General features: G+C 40.2%; 22 protein-coding genes. 18 read left to right on the top strand and 4 right to left on the bottom strand.

All coding sequences use genetic code 11. The features are described 5' to 3' along the window. Window positions 1–4 precede the first annotated feature (4 nt). The 6 genes from AN34_RS17520 (at window position 5) to AN34_RS17495 (ending at window position 7,076) form a co-directional block, all read left to right on the top strand. Window positions 5–1,318 carry a DUF5690 family protein gene (locus AN34_RS17520; protein WP_231625582.1) on the top strand — a complete coding sequence of 438 codons (1,314 nt, stop codon included), beginning with the start codon at window positions 5–7 and terminating at the stop codon, window positions 1,316–1,318. Beyond that, a complete protein-coding gene (locus tag AN34_RS17515) occupies window positions 1,315–2,445 on the top strand; it encodes a TIGR03364 family FAD-dependent oxidoreductase (protein ID WP_029287537.1) in 1,131 nt (376 codons plus the stop codon). Before AN34_RS17520 ends, AN34_RS17515 begins: the two co-directional genes overlap by 4 nt. Before the next feature lie 468 nt (window positions 2,446–2,913). Continuing rightward, a complete protein-coding gene (locus AN34_RS17510) occupies window positions 2,914–3,741 on the top strand; it encodes a hypothetical protein (RefSeq protein ID WP_157263351.1) in 828 nt (275 codons plus the stop codon). 2 nt (window positions 3,742–3,743) lie between these two features. Next, entirely contained in the window at window positions 3,744–4,985 is a 1,242-nt protein-coding gene (locus AN34_RS17505) for a hypothetical protein (RefSeq protein WP_029287534.1), read from the top strand. 1 nt (window position 4,986) lies between these two features. Next, the gene (locus AN34_RS17500) at window positions 4,987–5,916 is read left to right on the top strand and encodes a glycosyltransferase family 2 protein (protein ID WP_051666700.1); all 930 of its coding nucleotides are present in this window, start codon (window positions 4,987–4,989) and stop codon (window positions 5,914–5,916) included. Further along, the gene (locus AN34_RS17495; RefSeq protein ID WP_029287530.1) at window positions 5,913–7,076 is read left to right on the top strand and encodes an AMP-binding protein; all 1,164 of its coding nucleotides are present in this window, start codon (window positions 5,913–5,915) and stop codon (window positions 7,074–7,076) included. Before AN34_RS17500 ends, AN34_RS17495 begins: the two co-directional genes overlap by 4 nt. 604 nt (window positions 7,077–7,680) lie before the next feature. On the opposite strand, the gene AN34_RS17490 is transcribed toward AN34_RS17495, so the two are convergent. The 4 genes from AN34_RS17490 to AN34_RS17475 all read right to left on the bottom strand — a co-directional run bounded on the left by AN34_RS17490 (window position 7,681) and on the right by AN34_RS17475 (window position 10,671). Further along, window positions 7,681–8,376: a response regulator transcription factor gene (locus AN34_RS17490; RefSeq protein ID WP_051666699.1), complete on the bottom strand. Its 696-nt coding sequence runs from the start codon at window positions 8,374–8,376 to the stop codon at window positions 7,681–7,683. Continuing rightward, the gene (locus AN34_RS17485) at window positions 8,357–9,163 is read right to left on the bottom strand and encodes a sensor histidine kinase (protein WP_157263350.1); all 807 of its coding nucleotides are present in this window, start codon (window positions 9,161–9,163) and stop codon (window positions 8,357–8,359) included. Before AN34_RS17485 ends, AN34_RS17490 begins: the two co-directional genes overlap by 20 nt. After that, on the bottom strand, window positions 9,127–9,711 hold the full coding sequence (locus AN34_RS17480) for a hypothetical protein (RefSeq protein WP_157263349.1): 585 nt from the start codon (window positions 9,709–9,711) through the stop codon (window positions 9,127–9,129). The genes AN34_RS17485 and AN34_RS17480 overlap by 37 nt, the downstream gene beginning before the upstream one ends. 159 nt (window positions 9,712–9,870) lie before the next feature. Next, entirely contained in the window at window positions 9,871–10,671 is an 801-nt protein-coding gene (locus AN34_RS17475) for a hypothetical protein (RefSeq protein ID WP_029287522.1), read from the bottom strand. A 358-nt stretch (window positions 10,672–11,029) separates the two neighbouring features. On the opposite strand from AN34_RS17475, the gene AN34_RS17470 reads away from it, so the two are divergent. From AN34_RS17470 to AN34_RS17420, 12 genes are all read left to right on the top strand, one after another. Next, entirely contained in the window at window positions 11,030–11,878 is an 849-nt protein-coding gene (locus AN34_RS17470) for an AraC family transcriptional regulator (RefSeq protein WP_029287520.1), read from the top strand. Between the two features lie 62 nt (window positions 11,879–11,940). Further along, window positions 11,941–12,096, top strand: coding sequence for a RebB family R body protein (locus AN34_RS21475; RefSeq protein WP_082468459.1), 156 nt, complete (start codon window positions 11,941–11,943; stop codon window positions 12,094–12,096). Between the two features lie 72 nt (window positions 12,097–12,168). Beyond that, window positions 12,169–12,495 carry a hypothetical protein gene (locus AN34_RS17465; protein WP_029287518.1) on the top strand — a complete coding sequence of 109 codons (327 nt, stop codon included), beginning with the start codon at window positions 12,169–12,171 and terminating at the stop codon, window positions 12,493–12,495. A gap of 25 nt (window positions 12,496–12,520) precedes the next feature. Further along, on the top strand, window positions 12,521–13,549 hold the full coding sequence (locus AN34_RS17460; protein WP_157263348.1) for a hypothetical protein: 1,029 nt from the start codon (window positions 12,521–12,523) through the stop codon (window positions 13,547–13,549). A gap of 7 nt (window positions 13,550–13,556) precedes the next feature. After that, window positions 13,557–14,003: a RebB family R body protein gene (locus AN34_RS17455; protein ID WP_051666698.1), complete on the top strand. Its 447-nt coding sequence runs from the start codon at window positions 13,557–13,559 to the stop codon at window positions 14,001–14,003. A gap of 26 nt (window positions 14,004–14,029) precedes the next feature. Continuing rightward, window positions 14,030–14,254, top strand: a complete 225-nt coding sequence (locus tag AN34_RS17450) for a RebB family R body protein (protein WP_029287512.1) — start codon at window positions 14,030–14,032, stop codon at window positions 14,252–14,254. A gap of 28 nt (window positions 14,255–14,282) precedes the next feature. Further along, complete coding sequence (locus AN34_RS17445) at window positions 14,283–14,549, top strand: RebB family R body protein (protein WP_029287510.1); 267 nt, start codon at window positions 14,283–14,285, stop codon at window positions 14,547–14,549. A 40-nt stretch (window positions 14,550–14,589) separates the two neighbouring features. After that, window positions 14,590–14,856, top strand: coding sequence for a RebB family R body protein (locus AN34_RS17440; protein ID WP_029287508.1), 267 nt, complete (start codon window positions 14,590–14,592; stop codon window positions 14,854–14,856). Between the two features lie 30 nt (window positions 14,857–14,886). Beyond that, window positions 14,887–15,153, top strand: a complete 267-nt coding sequence (locus tag AN34_RS17435; RefSeq protein WP_029287505.1) for a RebB family R body protein — start codon at window positions 14,887–14,889, stop codon at window positions 15,151–15,153. Between the two features lie 65 nt (window positions 15,154–15,218). Continuing rightward, on the top strand, window positions 15,219–15,464 hold the full coding sequence (locus tag AN34_RS17430; protein WP_197285555.1) for a RebB family R body protein: 246 nt from the start codon (window positions 15,219–15,221) through the stop codon (window positions 15,462–15,464). Between the two features lie 36 nt (window positions 15,465–15,500). Next, entirely contained in the window at window positions 15,501–15,770 is a 270-nt protein-coding gene (locus tag AN34_RS17425) for a RebB family R body protein (RefSeq protein ID WP_029287502.1), read from the top strand. A 99-nt stretch (window positions 15,771–15,869) separates the two neighbouring features. Continuing rightward, a complete protein-coding gene (locus tag AN34_RS17420) occupies window positions 15,870–16,280 on the top strand; it encodes a hypothetical protein (protein WP_157263347.1) in 411 nt (136 codons plus the stop codon).

Genomic DNA, 16,280 nt, shown 5'->3' with positions numbered 1-16,280 from the left:
GGCTATGGGCTTAGCAATAAAATTAAAGGCAAAAATAGCCAATTGGCCTTATGCCTTAACTGCTGTAATCTCGGCTTTAGCTGCTTTTGGTGCCTACTCCTCTATGTATGCTTTCCGCAAAGCCTTTGCTGCGGGTACTTATTCCGGCCAACAATATCTACATATAGATTATAAAGTTTGGCTGGTTATTTTTCAGATTGTGGGTTACACGTTAAGCAAATTTTATGGCATCCGTTTTATTGCAGAACTTAAAGGGAAGCGTAGGGGAGCAACCATATTTCTGCTTGTGGGCATTTCCTGGCTGGCTTTGCTGGGCTTTGCGCTCGTTCCGGCACCATACAATATGGTGTTTTTATTTATAAACGGTTTCCCGTTGGGTTTAATATGGGGCCTGGTATTTGGCTATCTGGAAGGTCGCCGTTCTACCGAGTTTATGGCTGCTGTATTATCCATTAGCCTTATTTTTGGTTCAGGTTTCGTAAAAACGGTTGGTCAAACGCTCCTACATTCCTACCATGTAAATGAATATATGATGCCGTTTTTAACGGGTGCATTATTTGTAATCCCGATCATGTTTTTTGTTTTGCTGCTTGAACTCATGCCGCCACCTACAGAAAAGGATCAGCTCATGCGCACCGAACGTAAGCCCATGACGGCTTTGGAGAGAAAACAATTTATCAGTCGGTTTTTGCCTGGAATCATCCTGACTTTAGTGATTTATGTATTGCTTACTGTAATGCGTGATGTGCGTGATAACTTTGAAGTAGAAATCTGGAATAGCCTCGGTATTACCGATAAGAATATTTATGCAAAGATAGATAGCCGCATTTCCATCATTGTACTTATTGCAATGAGCTTACTTTTTCTGATCAAAAGAAATTTAAGAGCCTTCAGTATTATCCACTTGTTAATTATCGGTGGGTGCATTTTAATTGGAGTATCTACCCTATTGTTTAGTTATCATATGATTAGCCCTGTGACCTGGATGACTATAGCTGGTTTAGGACTTTACCTGGGCTATGTACCTTATAACGCTATCTTTTTTGAACGTATGATCGCCACATTCCATTATAAAAGTAATGTAGGCTTTGTGATGTATTTGGCCGATTCTCTTGGTTATCTGGCTAGTGTAAGTGTATTAATCGTTAAAGAATTTGGGAAGCCAGATATTAGCTGGGGTAATTTTTTTAGAGAGGGCGTCATATTGGTGGCCGTAATTGGTGGCCTTTGCGGCATCTTATCCTTAATTTATTTTTTCCAGTCTGCACGCAAAGGAAATACTGCTGCGGCAACACCATTAAAATTTTCTACTATATGAATAAACCATCTGCCATTATAATCGGAGCGGGTATTGTGGGTTTGGCAACTGCCCGGGCACTCGCCATAAGGGGATTTAAAGTAACTGTGTTTGAACGTAACGAACGTGCTGTTGGTGCATCAATCCGCAACTTTGGTATGGTGTGGCCAATAGGGCAGCCAACCGGGCCACTTTTTGAACGTGCAATGTTATCTCGCAGTATCTGGAAGCAAATTTGCCAGGAGGCCGATATCTGGCACGATGAGGTAGGTTCCTTGCACATTGCCAATAGCGATGATGAACTTGCGGTGATGACCGAATACGTAGAAATGAATCAGGCTTATCGCAAATGTTCATTACTCACGCCGAAGCAAGCTTTAGCCAAATCAAGCGGTGTAAATCCTGCTGAATTGAAGGGTGCCTTATGGAGTGGAACTGAAATGATTGTAGAAGCCCGCGTGGCCATTGGTAAAATAGCCAGCTACCTGGAAGAAAGGCATGCGGTAGATTTTTACTGGAATACTGCCATCAGTCAGGTAGAAAATTCAACCGTAAAATCCGGTTCACGAAGCTGGCAGGCTGATGAAATTTTCATTTGTAGTGGTGCCGAATTTGAAACCCTATACCCCGAACTTTTTATCAGGCAGGAAATTACCAAATGCAAATTGCAAATGTTACGCATCATTAGTCAGCCCAACGGTTGGCGGATTGGACCTGCGCTTTGCGGAAGTTTAAGTATGATTCATTATCCTGGCTTTCATGCCACACCATCTCTATCTGACTTGCGTAAACGTTATGAAGAAGAATATGCCGAATATCTGAAATGGGGAATCCACGTGATGGCTGCTCAAAACCATACCGGAGAAATTACCATAGGCGATTCACATGAGTATGGATTGGTTCACGATCCTTTCGACAAAGATTTCATCAACCAGATGATTATCAAATACCTTAAAACTTTTACCGATTTTAAAGATACTAGTATTATCCAAACCTGGAATGGCATTTACCCTAAAATGAAAAACGGAGAAACAGAACTTATCCTCCAACCAGAAACAGGGGTTACCATCATTAATGGTTTAGGTGGTAATGGCATGACCTTATCTTTTGGATTGTGTGAACAGGTTATTAGTGAAAGATTTGGTTAGCAACAAACTAAAAAGATGCCTTTTTAGTTTGATTACGCTTATTTCTATAAATTGCCTAACCAGGTAAATAGAATAAATCTATAAAATTAGCTATACATTCAAATCTTAATTTTACTTACATTTTTTGTAAATATTTTGTTATTTCCAAATAAGTTCGTAAATATGTGTAACAAATCTATTTGTAACTCAAATTAAACGCTCACACTCCATGCAACACGCTCACTCTTCACCAGCTCCAAAAATGCATTCAAGTTACTTTTATCTTGTTGTTACGTAAGATTCTGTTTGTTGGTTATTTGTTATTTGATTTTCGTTATGGATCATAACCGATTAATCTTGATATACAATCGATTTATACTTTAATAATAAGCTGCTTTTCGTTTAGGTTTATTGCTTTCAGATAAAATAAGATCTTCTAGTTTATATAGTTATCTATTTTTTTTTATTTCTAATTTAACTCAATCAATTGTGAAAAATTTACTATCAATTATCCTTCCGGTGCTTGAAGGAATGGAAGAATCGCCACTCAAGCACCAACTCTTAGCGTACTTTCCGCAACAGGCAGAACACTTTGCTACAGTAGAAAAAAGTTTTACCAAGCTAACGGCAATCCCTCACGACAGAGATCAGCTTAAGCCCTTTTTTCATAGCTGGAGCCAAACCAATAATAGCGCTGTTACTGTTGCCGGATTAAGTAATCGCATGACAATGCTGATCCATAAAAATACATTCGTGCCGGATGAAGCCGAACTGTTCAGATCGGTAGCAAACCTGAATAGAATCGTTGATGAAGATTTGGCTGTTGTGGGAAGAGTATTGCATTCTGATCTCTTTTATACCATGGCGACTAATACTTGTGGTGATGATGGTTGGTTGTTAAGACAATACCTTGATCCAAGCGCCCGGGCCTTTAAATATTGGAAAGACCAAAATTCATTGCGCAACAAAGATCTGTTAATTGGTCTTTTAACTACATTGGTGCATGAAATTTATACACACGGCGAAGTGGAATTTATCCTGCCTAAGTTTACACGCTGGCTGGAAGATGACTATGGTTTTGATAAAGATACCTTAAAACATACTTTGGCATGGATTACCGTACATTGCGGTCCAACAGAAAAAAACCATTTCTTTTATGCCGTTAATGCCATCAATCACTATGTAAAAGCCATGAATGTAAACCTGGCTGATTACGACCTTAGTGAAATTGTTGCTGATTATTTAAGTAAAAAAGCATCGGTAATGGAAGTAATTAGTGCTGGTTTGGATCCGGTTATGGCTGAAGAATTCCAATAACGATGACGGGTGAGCTTATAGAAGCACATCCCATCTGTAGTAAGGATGTGCTGAATGAATTGCTATTGAAATATCTGGGCGAAATCCCCTGCAACGGTGCAGATTCTTTTTCGCCGGTACCTGTTGTGGTGGAACGGAAGGAAATCGCCAGAATGGAAAAGTTATGCCAAGTGTTAAACAAAGCATTAGCCAGTGTTGTAAATGCCTATTTTAATGATGAAAGCATCCGTTCCATTTATAACTTCGATGAAGATTTAAACCGCATATTAGGCATGGCACAAGCACAACCTTATGAGGTGGGCATGTATCGGCCTGATTTTTTACAGGCGGAAGATGGCGGAATCAAAATTTGTGAAATAGGGGCCAGGTATCCCATTAACGGATGGATGATCAGCTATTACCTGAATGTGATTACTAAGGAGAATGAAACAATAGCTTCACCGTCATTGGAAGCTGTTCCTGCTCAACAAGATTTCATTGAAACTATTTTCAATCGTTTTAATAGTAGTGAGCCTATTGTATTGGTACATGAAAAAGAAAAAGGTACCGAGGTCTTTTACTTATTAAATGAGTTTGGTAAGCGGGGTTTGGATTATGTTTCTGCAAGTCCGGCGCAATTCACTCATCAAAATGGTGAAGTCATGTTAAACGGTAAGCCTGTGAGTCATTTTATTCTGGAAATGGATCGGGAAGAACTACGCAATTTTGATCCTGAAGTATTGAAGCTGATCATCTGCAAAGGGAACTACTTTAATGATGTGCGCACCCTGATTCTGGTTCATGACAAACGCATACTGGCTGTTTTGTACAATGAGGAAATCATGAGAAACTATCTTTCTGAAGAGGAATACTCTTTTTTACGATCTTTTCTGATTCCAACTTATGCCTTGCATACTTCAGAAAGACGAGTAGAAGTAAGTCACTCGCCATTAAACTGGGTGTTAAAACGCAATAGTGGTGGCCGTGGGATTGATATGTATGTCAAAAGTGATTGTGAGGCTTCCTTATGGATTGATATTATTACGAAACAATGGGCGGAATATATGGTGCAGCAATATGTACCACAACGCTGGTTTAAGCATGACAATGGCTTGGAAGGTTCACTAATTAATCTGGTAGGCATGTTATTGTGCTATAATGATCAATCTTATGGTCCGGGATTATTCCGTGGATCGGCAGAGCATGTAGTTAACGTTCACCAGGGGAGGGGGGTAATTTTTCCAGCCATGATGTCTGAATCGTAACATGACGCATACCGTTATCATCCCCTTATTTAATAAAGCAAGTTATATTGCTCAAACGCTTCATTCACTCCTCCGTCAGCACAAAATGCCGGAGGAGTTGATTATTGTTGACGATGCCAGTACGGATCACAGCCTTTCCATTACTCATGAATTTTTGCGTAATCATGCAGCTGAATTTGGACATTGCAGGATACAAGTGATTGAACTGAGTGAAAATAAAGGTCCGGGCAATGCACGTAACATTGGTTTCGCTGCCAGCAGTTGTGAGCTAATTAGCTTTCTTGATGCAGATGATGAATATCACCCGAGCTTGCTTGAAATTGCTGCCGAGGCATTCAGCAATCACGATCTTGATTTTATGGTGCTCGATATTACTTTTATGCCCTGCCGGGAAGTATATCCAGATCTGAAATCCTTGAAAAAATACCTTGAACCCATTGTTGCTGATCTTTACCTGATTAAAAACCCTTTAAGTGCCGTGAGTTCGCCACATTTTATTATGGGGGTGGGGAGTAATGTCATTACCAGAAGAAAATGGATTATCGGTCACGAATATATTGCTGAAGCACAACTAAACGAAGGTATTGATTTCTGGTATAGGGTGCTTAAAGGAATTATGAATGACGTGCCTGGAAAAATTGCACTTCAAACCGGTGGTTATCTTTATGTTAATGAAGTACCTGGTAGTTTATCTAGAAAAAACTATACCCATTTCAAACAGATCGAATTGCCACCTGTAATTTCAAGGTATATCAAGAGTAACGATATGCATGATCGTTTACTGATGGGGATGATTGGTGAACGCTGGTACAAACATGCCTTACAAAATTTGACCTCTAATCATCAAAAATTACACTTCATGTGGCATCATCGCCGGTTTTTGACAACTTATCTGGGTTATCTGCTCCTTAAAATGAATGTTAGGTCATGATCGATACGCTTCTTCAACAGTACTATCAGATTGTCCGGCAGTCGGAACTTTTCAAATTCTTCTATCAGGATTATGAAGATTATAAAAATGCGCCGCTTATGGGCAAAAAAGAATTAATCAGTCAGTTAAATGATCACTTTGATTTGCATCGCGAGAAAAGTGGTGTTTATTTAGTGCGTTCTGGAGGGTCTACCCAAAAGCCGCTGGTTTTTCCAGTAGATATTGCCGAAAACCTGGAGCAACGAGCCGTATTGTCTGTCGCGTTAAAACAGGCCGGAGTATTCACCCCGAAAACCATTGCGCTGAACATGTTTGGCTACATGGATATGTATCGCACTGCTGCAATTATGGATGACCTTCTGGAAAGATGTAGTGCAACTACTTTGGTGGCCAGCGCCAGCTTACCTTATGAAGATGCCTATCATATGGCTCAAAATTTTAAACCTAATTTATTATTGGGTACGCCTTCCAAGTTATATCTGTTTGCATTATATCTTAAGAAAAATAAACTTAGTTTATCTATAGAAAATCTTTTGTTTGGAGGTGAATTTTTACCAGTATCGCACATTGATGTATTTGAGAAAATATTTGGGACCCAGCAAATTTATTCGCTGTATGGCTCAGCAGAAACAGGGATATGGGCTTGGTGTGACTACAGTCAGTCTCCTTCTTTATTCAGGGTGATTGATGGTTTGGTTGTTGAAGTAAATATGCCTGATAACGATGGCTATGGCAGTCTTTTAGTGAGCAATTTATTCCGTAAGCGTTTTCCTGTTTTTAGGTACAACACTGGTGATGTGGGTAGGTGGGTTAAAATCGACGGAATACCTTATCTTGAATTAAAGGGGAGGGAAAAGAAATCTTTCATGTTTAATGAGTGCAACTATGAGCTGGATGATTTTAGTATTATTTTAGCAGATGTAGAAAGGTTTCAAATCCAAATCATGCCATATGAAGGGCATACCATATTGAAGTTTTTGTTAATTACCGATTTAACAAATATGGAAAAGGAAGAATACGTTGAACTAAAGCTCCAAAAACTCTATGAAATATTTGGTTATGAAGTGAAAAATTTAGCGGTTTTAGCTGGTGCCGATCTCCAACTTTATACTAACGAAACTACGGGTAAAACACCGGTAATTGTTGATCATCGGGTTTAATTTTTATTAAAATAGTCAGACTATTTTAATATTGTGCTATGATTAAATATTCTAATTAATATAGGAAACATTAAATTAGATAGTAAGTTTCTGGCTATTTATCAAAACTTAAAAAAATACATTTACCAGGTTATAATATTAAACTAAACATGCATTAAAATGCAACTATCCTTCCTTAGGACTGCACTAGGACTCCAATAGGCTCCACGCTGAACTACACCCAAATATGCGTTAAAATGATGGTGATTGAAATGAATGTGTTGATCTTAATTTCTTGAAAGACCACTAAATGATTTGATGCATAGCTTTAGTAATTTCATTTTTTCTATGGCTACTGTTCAGGTCAATTCCACAAAAAGTGAAACCATTATTTTAAACATGTAAAACAAGCTGATATATTCCGGCAACCAATATTGCGAGTGACAGACTGTCGACCGATTACATTTTGTTCTATTCAGTTAATCCATAAAATGCCGAAACATGCTTTTTGTCGATATTTTATCAGTATTAGTTTTTGGCTAACAAGTAGCTATCTGACGAGTTTTCTCTCCATTCCGCAACAAAAGCATTAACTTGGAAAAGTCGAGGTTTTTTTGTTTTATTATTATCGTTCATCGAGAATTCCGCTTTTAACGGCATATACTGCCAGGCTCACTGCATTGGACATACCTGATTTTTCCAATAAATTTTTGCGATGACCCTCCACAGTTTTTACACTGATGAATAATTTCTGTGCAATTTCTACCGTAGTTAAGCCATTACAAATGAGCGTCAATACTTCAAGCTCTCTTTTGGTAAGTGGGCTCTCACCATGCTTTGAAGTCGACCTTCTGCTATAATTATCTTTAACGCCGTTTAACATGGCAGCGGCAACAGCATCGGTAAAATAGAATCCATTTGCGTGCACTGTTTCAATGGCTTTATATAATATTTCTTCATCTATATCTTTAGGTAAATAACTCCGTGCACCGGCTTTCATCATATAAAAAATAAAATTATCAGCGGTATGCATGGATATGGCAATTATTTTTGCATCCGGAAATTTTTCTATAATTAGTTTACATCCGTCTATTCCGTCTGTTCCAGGCATTTCAATATCCATCAGGATAATATCGGGCACTTGCAGTTCCAATTCTCTTACTAATTGCTGATAATTACCTACTTCAAAAATAGGATAGAAGTGTTTAATCTTTCCTAAAATTTGCATTAGTCCATGTCTAAACAGTTTGTGATCATCAACTATACCTATTTTAATTCGGTTTGAAGGTAGGTTGCTTAGCCTATTTTTGATCTTTTCCATCGTTTAAAGGGATATGTATTTCAATTAATGTACCGGCATTTTTTTTGGAGGTTATTTTTAAAGTAGCTTGCATTGCTGCTACCCGTGTTTGGATACTCTTAATACCTATCCCCGTCTGTATCAAATCTTCTATTATATCAGCGTCAAAACCACAGCCATCATCTTTAACGGTAGCTAATATACAATCAGTGGTTTGATTCAATATGATTAACAGGTTTTTTGCATCTGCATGATTGATGACATTGTTGATTAACTCCTGCATAATACGATAGATGGCTAGTTCATATTCATAGTTAAGCTCAAATTTTGCGTCTATCATCATGTCAATCTTTAAGGTATTGCTGACAGATAATACCTTTACCTGGTGATGTAACGCATCAGCTAATCCGAATTTTGCCAATACAGACGGGAACAGGTTGTTCGCAATCGTTCTTACATCACTTATCGTATTGCTCAATCCATTTTTAATACCCGAAATCAACTGATTGCTTTCAACATCGGTGTATGGAAGCTGATTTACGAGCATTTTAATAGCTGAAAGAGCGGATCCTATTTCGTCGTGCATATCTTGCCCTATCCTTACCCGTTCTTTTTCCTGAATACTAATGCTGAAACTAAGTAATTGTCTTTGGTAGTCATCCTTCACTTTTTGTAAACGCCTTTGCTCTTTAAGTAGCCGTTTTTGATATACAATGAAAAAAGTAATGATCGCAATAGCTAGCAGTAGCATGACCAAAACACTTCCAAATATCAGATGTTGTAATTCAGTTTCTTTGGGATCAGACACACCGTTAAAGTATAAAAAATGTATAAAAGTATATTAAATATGGAATGGGTAAACCAGATGAGATTAAAGAATTGCAGTGATAACATTTGAATATAATTACTGAAAATGAAGATCACTGAATTGGCCGAGAAATAAATAAAAAGACCGGTGGATAACCAAAACATAGGTTGACGTTCCAACTGTGTATCTATAAGTGAGTTCAGGTTTTTATAGTAATAACATAGCACTAGCAACAATATCAGCACGCCTTCAATAAAATGAGGAATAGCACTCAGGTCGTCTTTGGGCGCCATCAACCAGTCAGCAATTACATAAGTGATAAACAATAGTGTTACAGTAGGTATGAAACGTCCAATTGCCATGTTTTTAAACTCGGATTTATAAATCCTGGCCAGCAGTGTAAATTCAATCAGTATAAAAATTGGCCACAAAAAATGATTGCTGATTTCCAAAAAGTATAAAACATGGCTAATGACTTCTACTAAGAAATCAAAAAAAATTAATAATGCCAGAGACCGCCATGCCTGTTCCATTTTTTTAAATCGCATAACAGCGAATAAAAAGGGTACGATTACCACAACAGAGGAATAGATTAAAAAGGTTTGAGAAGCACCATTCATAAAAATGCATCATTGGATCTTTATTCAAAATTTTATTCCAGCAGTTGCTTTGTACGTAGATTACCAGAATATTTAAGTATCCCGAGATTAAAATGCACCGTGGGTAGGTGGTGTTGGAAGAGAAAGATCGTAAAAGGAGTTTACCTCTTCATCCTCATCTCCTGTTCTACCCTTTGTGATGAGTTGAACGCCGGCTAAAACCAGGCCGAAGGTACGGTTCCAGGTTCGCTGTGTATGGAGGTGATCAGCAACATGTTTATGTATGACCGGCAATATAACCACATCATAACATTCTTTGCGCGTTCCTGGTGGGAACAACGAATACATAAAGTCCGACATGATGTAGTTATACCCGGTAAGGTATCCATAGTTTGTCAGAAACATCTTGCTTAACAATGCTGGTATTTTTATATTATCACATACCGCTTTCCATTCGCTTATCCATTCCTGTGCGAGTCGGCTCGAAATAAAGTTTCCTATACCTTCTAAGGGCTTGCTGTTAGCCACAGTAATGGTGTCATGATACTGTGGCTTACCGATATGATAAGCCGAACACTTTTGCCCCAGGTGATCAGTAGCATATAGTATGATCGTAAAAGTGGGTAACTTGATTTTGTAAGGATGATAGTCATGAACGATCGCAAATCTTGCATGAATGTGCTTAACCCCAACACTAGACAATAAACTTTGTATGGTGGCATCGTTAAAGTAAACCTGTACCAATATCTGTTCAACAATACTATGCTCATCAGTAAAAACTTTCCATGACATTTCAGTACCTGAGACCTGTTTGGTCCAATTGAGCGTATATTCGAGAAACTGGAGCTCTGAAATAGTATAAAAATCTTCTAAGCCCGCAGTATTGGACTGGTAATGGTGATTGTTCATTATGTAAATAATAAAAACAGGTAAATGAAAATTTATTTTTATGTGATAATCGTTTTTATGGGAATGGCTGCAGGCATTGTTACGTTAAATCATACTCCTCCAATAATTATCGAAAATACAAATTTGTCGTTGCATAAGCGTCTTCATATATAGATAAATATGCTGTGCAATAACGAATCAAGGTATTGTCTCCTAAATTTTACAGAAACAATTCTGAAACGGCTACCAAGGGTTTGCCCTTGGTAGTGAAGGTTTAACCCTCATTTACAAAAACACATGTTTACGCTCTTTATAAGGGTTTAATGATAACCTTTCTTTGATATAGAATATCAGTTATATCAATTCATTAACAGCACTCATGAATTTAAATCCTGCGCCACGCTCAAAACGTCTTTCTCCGATTGCTTCTATGGCTACGATAATGGTACAAACGCAACAGGAGTTTATCGATTCGATAAAAAACTGTATGAAATCAAATTATCAGGATGTAAATTTCTGCGTAGCTGAACTCGCCAGGTTAATGAATACGACCGTACAACAGTTAACCCGAAAGGTATTTGAATTTACCGGGCATACACCCGCTAAACTTATACTTCATTACCGCTTGGGTATGGCCTGCTATTTACTATCAAAAAGCAATGAACAAATTAAAAGTATTGCATGGCTGACAGGTTTTCAATCCCAGACCAACTTTTGCAGAAGTTTTATAAAATTATACAAAATAAGCCCGTCTACATACCGGGAAAGCCAAGATGTTCACCAGCATTCAGCAACCTGTTGGAAAATACCTATAAATATGTTCGAAGCTAAAATTTTATTAAACCAGGCCATGCAGCATCAATGGCTGCAAAGGCTCCTTGACTATGCTTTAGCAGAAAATTTTCATCATGCAGAATCGATTCCTCAGCTTGCAAAGTTATTAAATATCACCCCTTCAACTTTAAACCGTAAGTTAAAAACGTTGTATCTCATCACACCGGCCAGGTTTGTACGGGATTTAAGGTTACAGTACGCTTCTGAATTACTTGGCAGTTCGGAAACGATTACAGCGGTTGCAGTAACCGCCGGTTTTTTCGATCATTCGCATTTTTGCCGTTGTTTTAAAACTGTTTTTGGAACATTCCCATCATCATTTAAGCAGACAAATATGGATGAAATGCCAGTGTCATGGCTGAGAGAAAAGTTGACAGATAAAATTGTTAAATGATTGCCTTTTTTATACAAGTCAAGTATATTTATAGTGATTATATTTGTAATAAATAATAAGACATGGATTCTTTACAGATCGTATTTCAAAGCATGGCCGTATCTATGGGGATCGCCATGCACAATGCCAGCACCAATCAGCGAAGCGGACAACTTATCGCCACGGCCTGCCTGTCTGTTTGCTGCAAACAAATACTGGAAAGCCCAGGGAAAAGCTGATTTTCATTATTAAAGCTTTAGCTGGCTTAATCATCACCTGGTAAACGGATAGCACAATTAAAATAAATTATTATGCCTAATACAAGTTTAACAACATCAGACGGTAGCATTACCCCGCAAATTATGCAAGACGAAGGGACAGTTAAGGCCTTTCAATCAATTGCTCAATCTACAGCACTCGCTGTACAGGATGCGGTTGATAATCTCAGAAACGTTAATACCATCAGTTCTACCGCCATTGGTGTTGCCATGGCGCAAATGCTGGCAGTGCCGGCTGATGCTGTACAATATACACCGATTGTAACTGCTGCCCAGGCTTTGGCCACTACTGCAGCTGCCAACTTTCTGGTGGTGGGGCAAAACGCTGCAACAATACTGAACGGCTTTCCATCAAAATAAATTCTTTAACCAAATTTAAGATCAGATGATTTATCTCAACGGACAACTACTCCATTCTATTGGCGGGCTAAGCACTAAATCGCAAGCGGTACTTTCTATGATCACCGGAGGGCAGAAGTGGTTAAGCTTATGCATGGCTGATACAAACCTTACCAACATCAACGCTGCCAGCGAAAATCAGCTGCTTAAAATGATACAAAACGGCTTAACAGGCGATAGCTATATCCGTTTCAATACATTCAGGGCGGCTATTAATAAAATACTGTCTTTACCTGAACCGGATATTGCCCAAATGTCTGATATTCAGTGTAGTGCAAATGATAATGAGTCTAACCTGGCGGCATTGCTACAGCAAAATAACATGCTCAGTTATGGAGATATGGCTAAAACGGCCGATATAATTGCCCAGCTCGTTCAAAAGCGGCCGGATCTTTTTCAGGTTATCTCCTTCGAAGAAATGCTGATACTCACTGATTTTGTTACGACACAAGCCGATGTCAGCCCTGAATTGCAGGCACAATCGGCTGCATTTGCAAACACAAACGCGGCAACTGTATCTGATTTTGTTAACCTGTCGCTTTTCTTTCAGCATGCACAACAAAACTTGTTGGGCGACAACCTGATCCCTCAAACTCAAAACAGCGAAATACAGGCCCTTTATGCGCAGCTTGAAGCAGCGGTGCAGCCCTATTTATTCACACCTTCAGCAGATATGACAGCCGAGGGCGGAAACCTGGCGCAATCCGTTCAGGAGTTGGCAAGGGCAAATAATTTTGTTGGTTATACTACGGCCAGTTCTGCAATGCTTAACCTGATAAAAAATATTGCCTTTAACGACCTCGCTGCAGGTGGCTTGACCATGACGATCAACAATTACCTGGCTGCCGTGAAGAACCTCATCAGCTTTACGCCGGTAACGGCCAATAACTTATCTCAGGATGGTGCCACTGCTTCATTCAAATTTCAATCCGGCCAGGGCATTGCAGATGTTGGCGTTGATCGAGAAGGTACTGTGTACCTGCTGCCAGATACCAAGATTACTCACCTAAATTAAATATTAAATGATGGCAAATGATTATATTCTTTCTTCGGTAACAGATGTGCAGCAACTGCTCAAGGGTAACGCTGACTCGCAATCAATAGCGATGTTGAATAATGTAATGGCAGAAACCATAGGCATGGCCATGCATAACGCGGTCACCGCACAGCATAATGCGCAAATGCTTAATTCGGCAACCACTACATCTACCTGCGCACGTATACTATCTGTGATGGGGGCGAAACCTCCTGCACCTGCACCACCGCCTGCACCAGGCCCGTCAGCTGCCAGCACTGGTGGAGAAACATCAACGTCTCCTCCGGCTACTGTGCCAACTCCTGCAGCGGGCACTGATCCGTCAACATCACCGCAAGCAACGCCCGGGGCGCTGACAACGGGAGCAACAACAAACGCATCAACAGCATCCGAAAGTGGAACACCTGCTGATCCTAACCATACCAGCAATTAAGATTTTAAGATAAGCTTAACCCCAAAATGGCAGAAACAGTAAATAGTCAGGTAACCGATTCCATCACCGAATCAAGCCTTGAGGTTATTGGCAGTGCGCCGTCTATTGCTATCGGCAATTTTTATCAGGCAACAGCACAGGCTTTGGCCAATGCGGCTCATAATGCAACGGTAGCACAGCAGCAGGCCAATATTCTGGGGCAGGCGGTAACTGCCCAGGGTGTGGCACTTATATATTCCATCAAAATTTAATCATTAATAACAATAAAAAACAACAATTATGGCTTTTCCAACAGCAGTAAACAGTCAGATCACCGATTCGGTGACCCAGGCAAACACACAGTTATTAGGCGTTGCTCCGGCGAGCGCAATGGCCAATCTTTTTCAGGCAACCGCACAGGCACTGGCAAACGCAGCGCATAATGCCACAACCAGTCAGCAGCAAAGTAATATTACGGCGCAGGCGGCAACCACCATGGGTGTAACTACTTTGTATTCAATAGACACCGCTTCTGATGCGGTAGGTACGAAACAGATATTCGCTTAAAAATAATCAACCATAAATTCACACTTAAATTCAAACAAAAATGGCTTTTCCAACAGCAGTAAACGACCAGATCACCGACTCGGTATCGCAAGTTAACACCAAGGTTTTGGGTGATTCGCCGGCAATGGCAATGGGTAACCTTTTTATGGCTACCTCGCAGGCATTATCCAATGCGGCACACAATGCCACCAGCAGTCAGCAGCAAACCAACATTACGGCACAGGCGGCCACCACATCGGGCATTACCACCCTGTATTCGATAGATACTTCATCGGATGCGGTAGGTACCCGTAAAATTTATCAATAATCCAGTCTTTAACCTTAAAACTAAACCGTTATGGCTTTTCCAACAGCAGTAAACAGTCAAATCACCGATTCGGTATCCGAAGTCAACACCAAGGTACTGGGCGATGCGCCGGCCATGGCAATGGGCAATCTCTTTATGGCTACCTCACAGGCATTATCCAATGCGGCGCATAATGCTACCAGCAGTCAGCAGCAAACGAACATGACCTCGCAGGCCTCTACCACCTCGGCAGTAACCACCCTTTATTCGATCGATACTTCATCAGATGCCGTGGGCACCCATATGATTTATCAATAATTTAACCTTAAATCTAAACAGTTATGGCTTTTCCAACAGCAGTAAACAGTCAGATCACCGATTCGGTGACCCAGGCCAACACCAAAGTATTGGGTGATGCGGCAGCTATCGCGATGGGCAATTTTTTCCAGGCTACCTCGCAGGCTTTGGCCAATGCGGCACACAATGCCACCAGCAGTCAGCAGCAAAGTAATATTACGGCGCAAGCGGCAACCACCATGGGCGTAACCACCCTGTATTCTATCGACACCGCTTCTGATGCCGTGGGTACCAAAAAAATCTATGCTCCGGGTAAAGTACTTGGGCAATAAAACCAAAACGAATTAATTATTTAAAACAACTTTATCATGGCTTTTCCAACTTCAGTAAACGATCAGATCACCGACTCTGTAACCCAGGCAAACACCAAAGTATTGGGTGATGCTCCGGCCATTGCAATGGGCAATTTATACCAGGCCACCGCACAGGCATTGGCCAATGCGGCGCACAATGCCACCAGCAGCCAGCAACAGAGTAATATTACCGCACAGGCAGCTACTACTATGGGTGTAACCATGTTGTATTCAATCGATACGGCATCTGATGCCGTGGGTACCAAACAAATTTTCGGCTCTTAAGCCGTCTTTACACCGGATCCAAAAGGAACGGAAATGGTTAAAGGGGGCGGCACCATAAACAGGTGCTGTCCTCATTCCAATCACTTAAAAAACATTACTATGCAAGAGCAAAGCGATTCTCCTAATATAGGGGGCACACCAGTTGTGCCCGATAATCAGCCAGCCGCGGCACCATCAATGTCGCCTCATCAGGTCATGCAGCAACAAATCAGCGATCTTAAATCGCAGATTGCCACCATTCAACAACAGGCTATACAAGCGATGCAATCGCAGGTTGATAGTAGTTTCCAGGCACTGGCCGCAAGTAGTTTGCAAATGGTTAATGACCAGGCACAGCCTCAAGCCGCAGCAGCTGTTACACCGGTGGCACCACCCGTAATCAACCCTATTCAGCAAGCCATAAATACTGTAAACACCAATGTTGATGCGGCCATGCTGGCTGCCCAGCAAAGTGTACAAAATGCCGAAAGTATTATAAACAATCCAGCGCAGCAAAACGCCGGAAACTAA

Source organism: Pedobacter sp. R20-19, assembly GCF_000708265.2.
Taxonomy (GTDB): Bacteria; Bacteroidota; Bacteroidia; order Sphingobacteriales; family Sphingobacteriaceae; genus Pedobacter.
The sequence above is the reverse complement of the archived record's forward strand: the minus strand, read 5'-3'. Positions and strand labels throughout refer to the sequence as shown.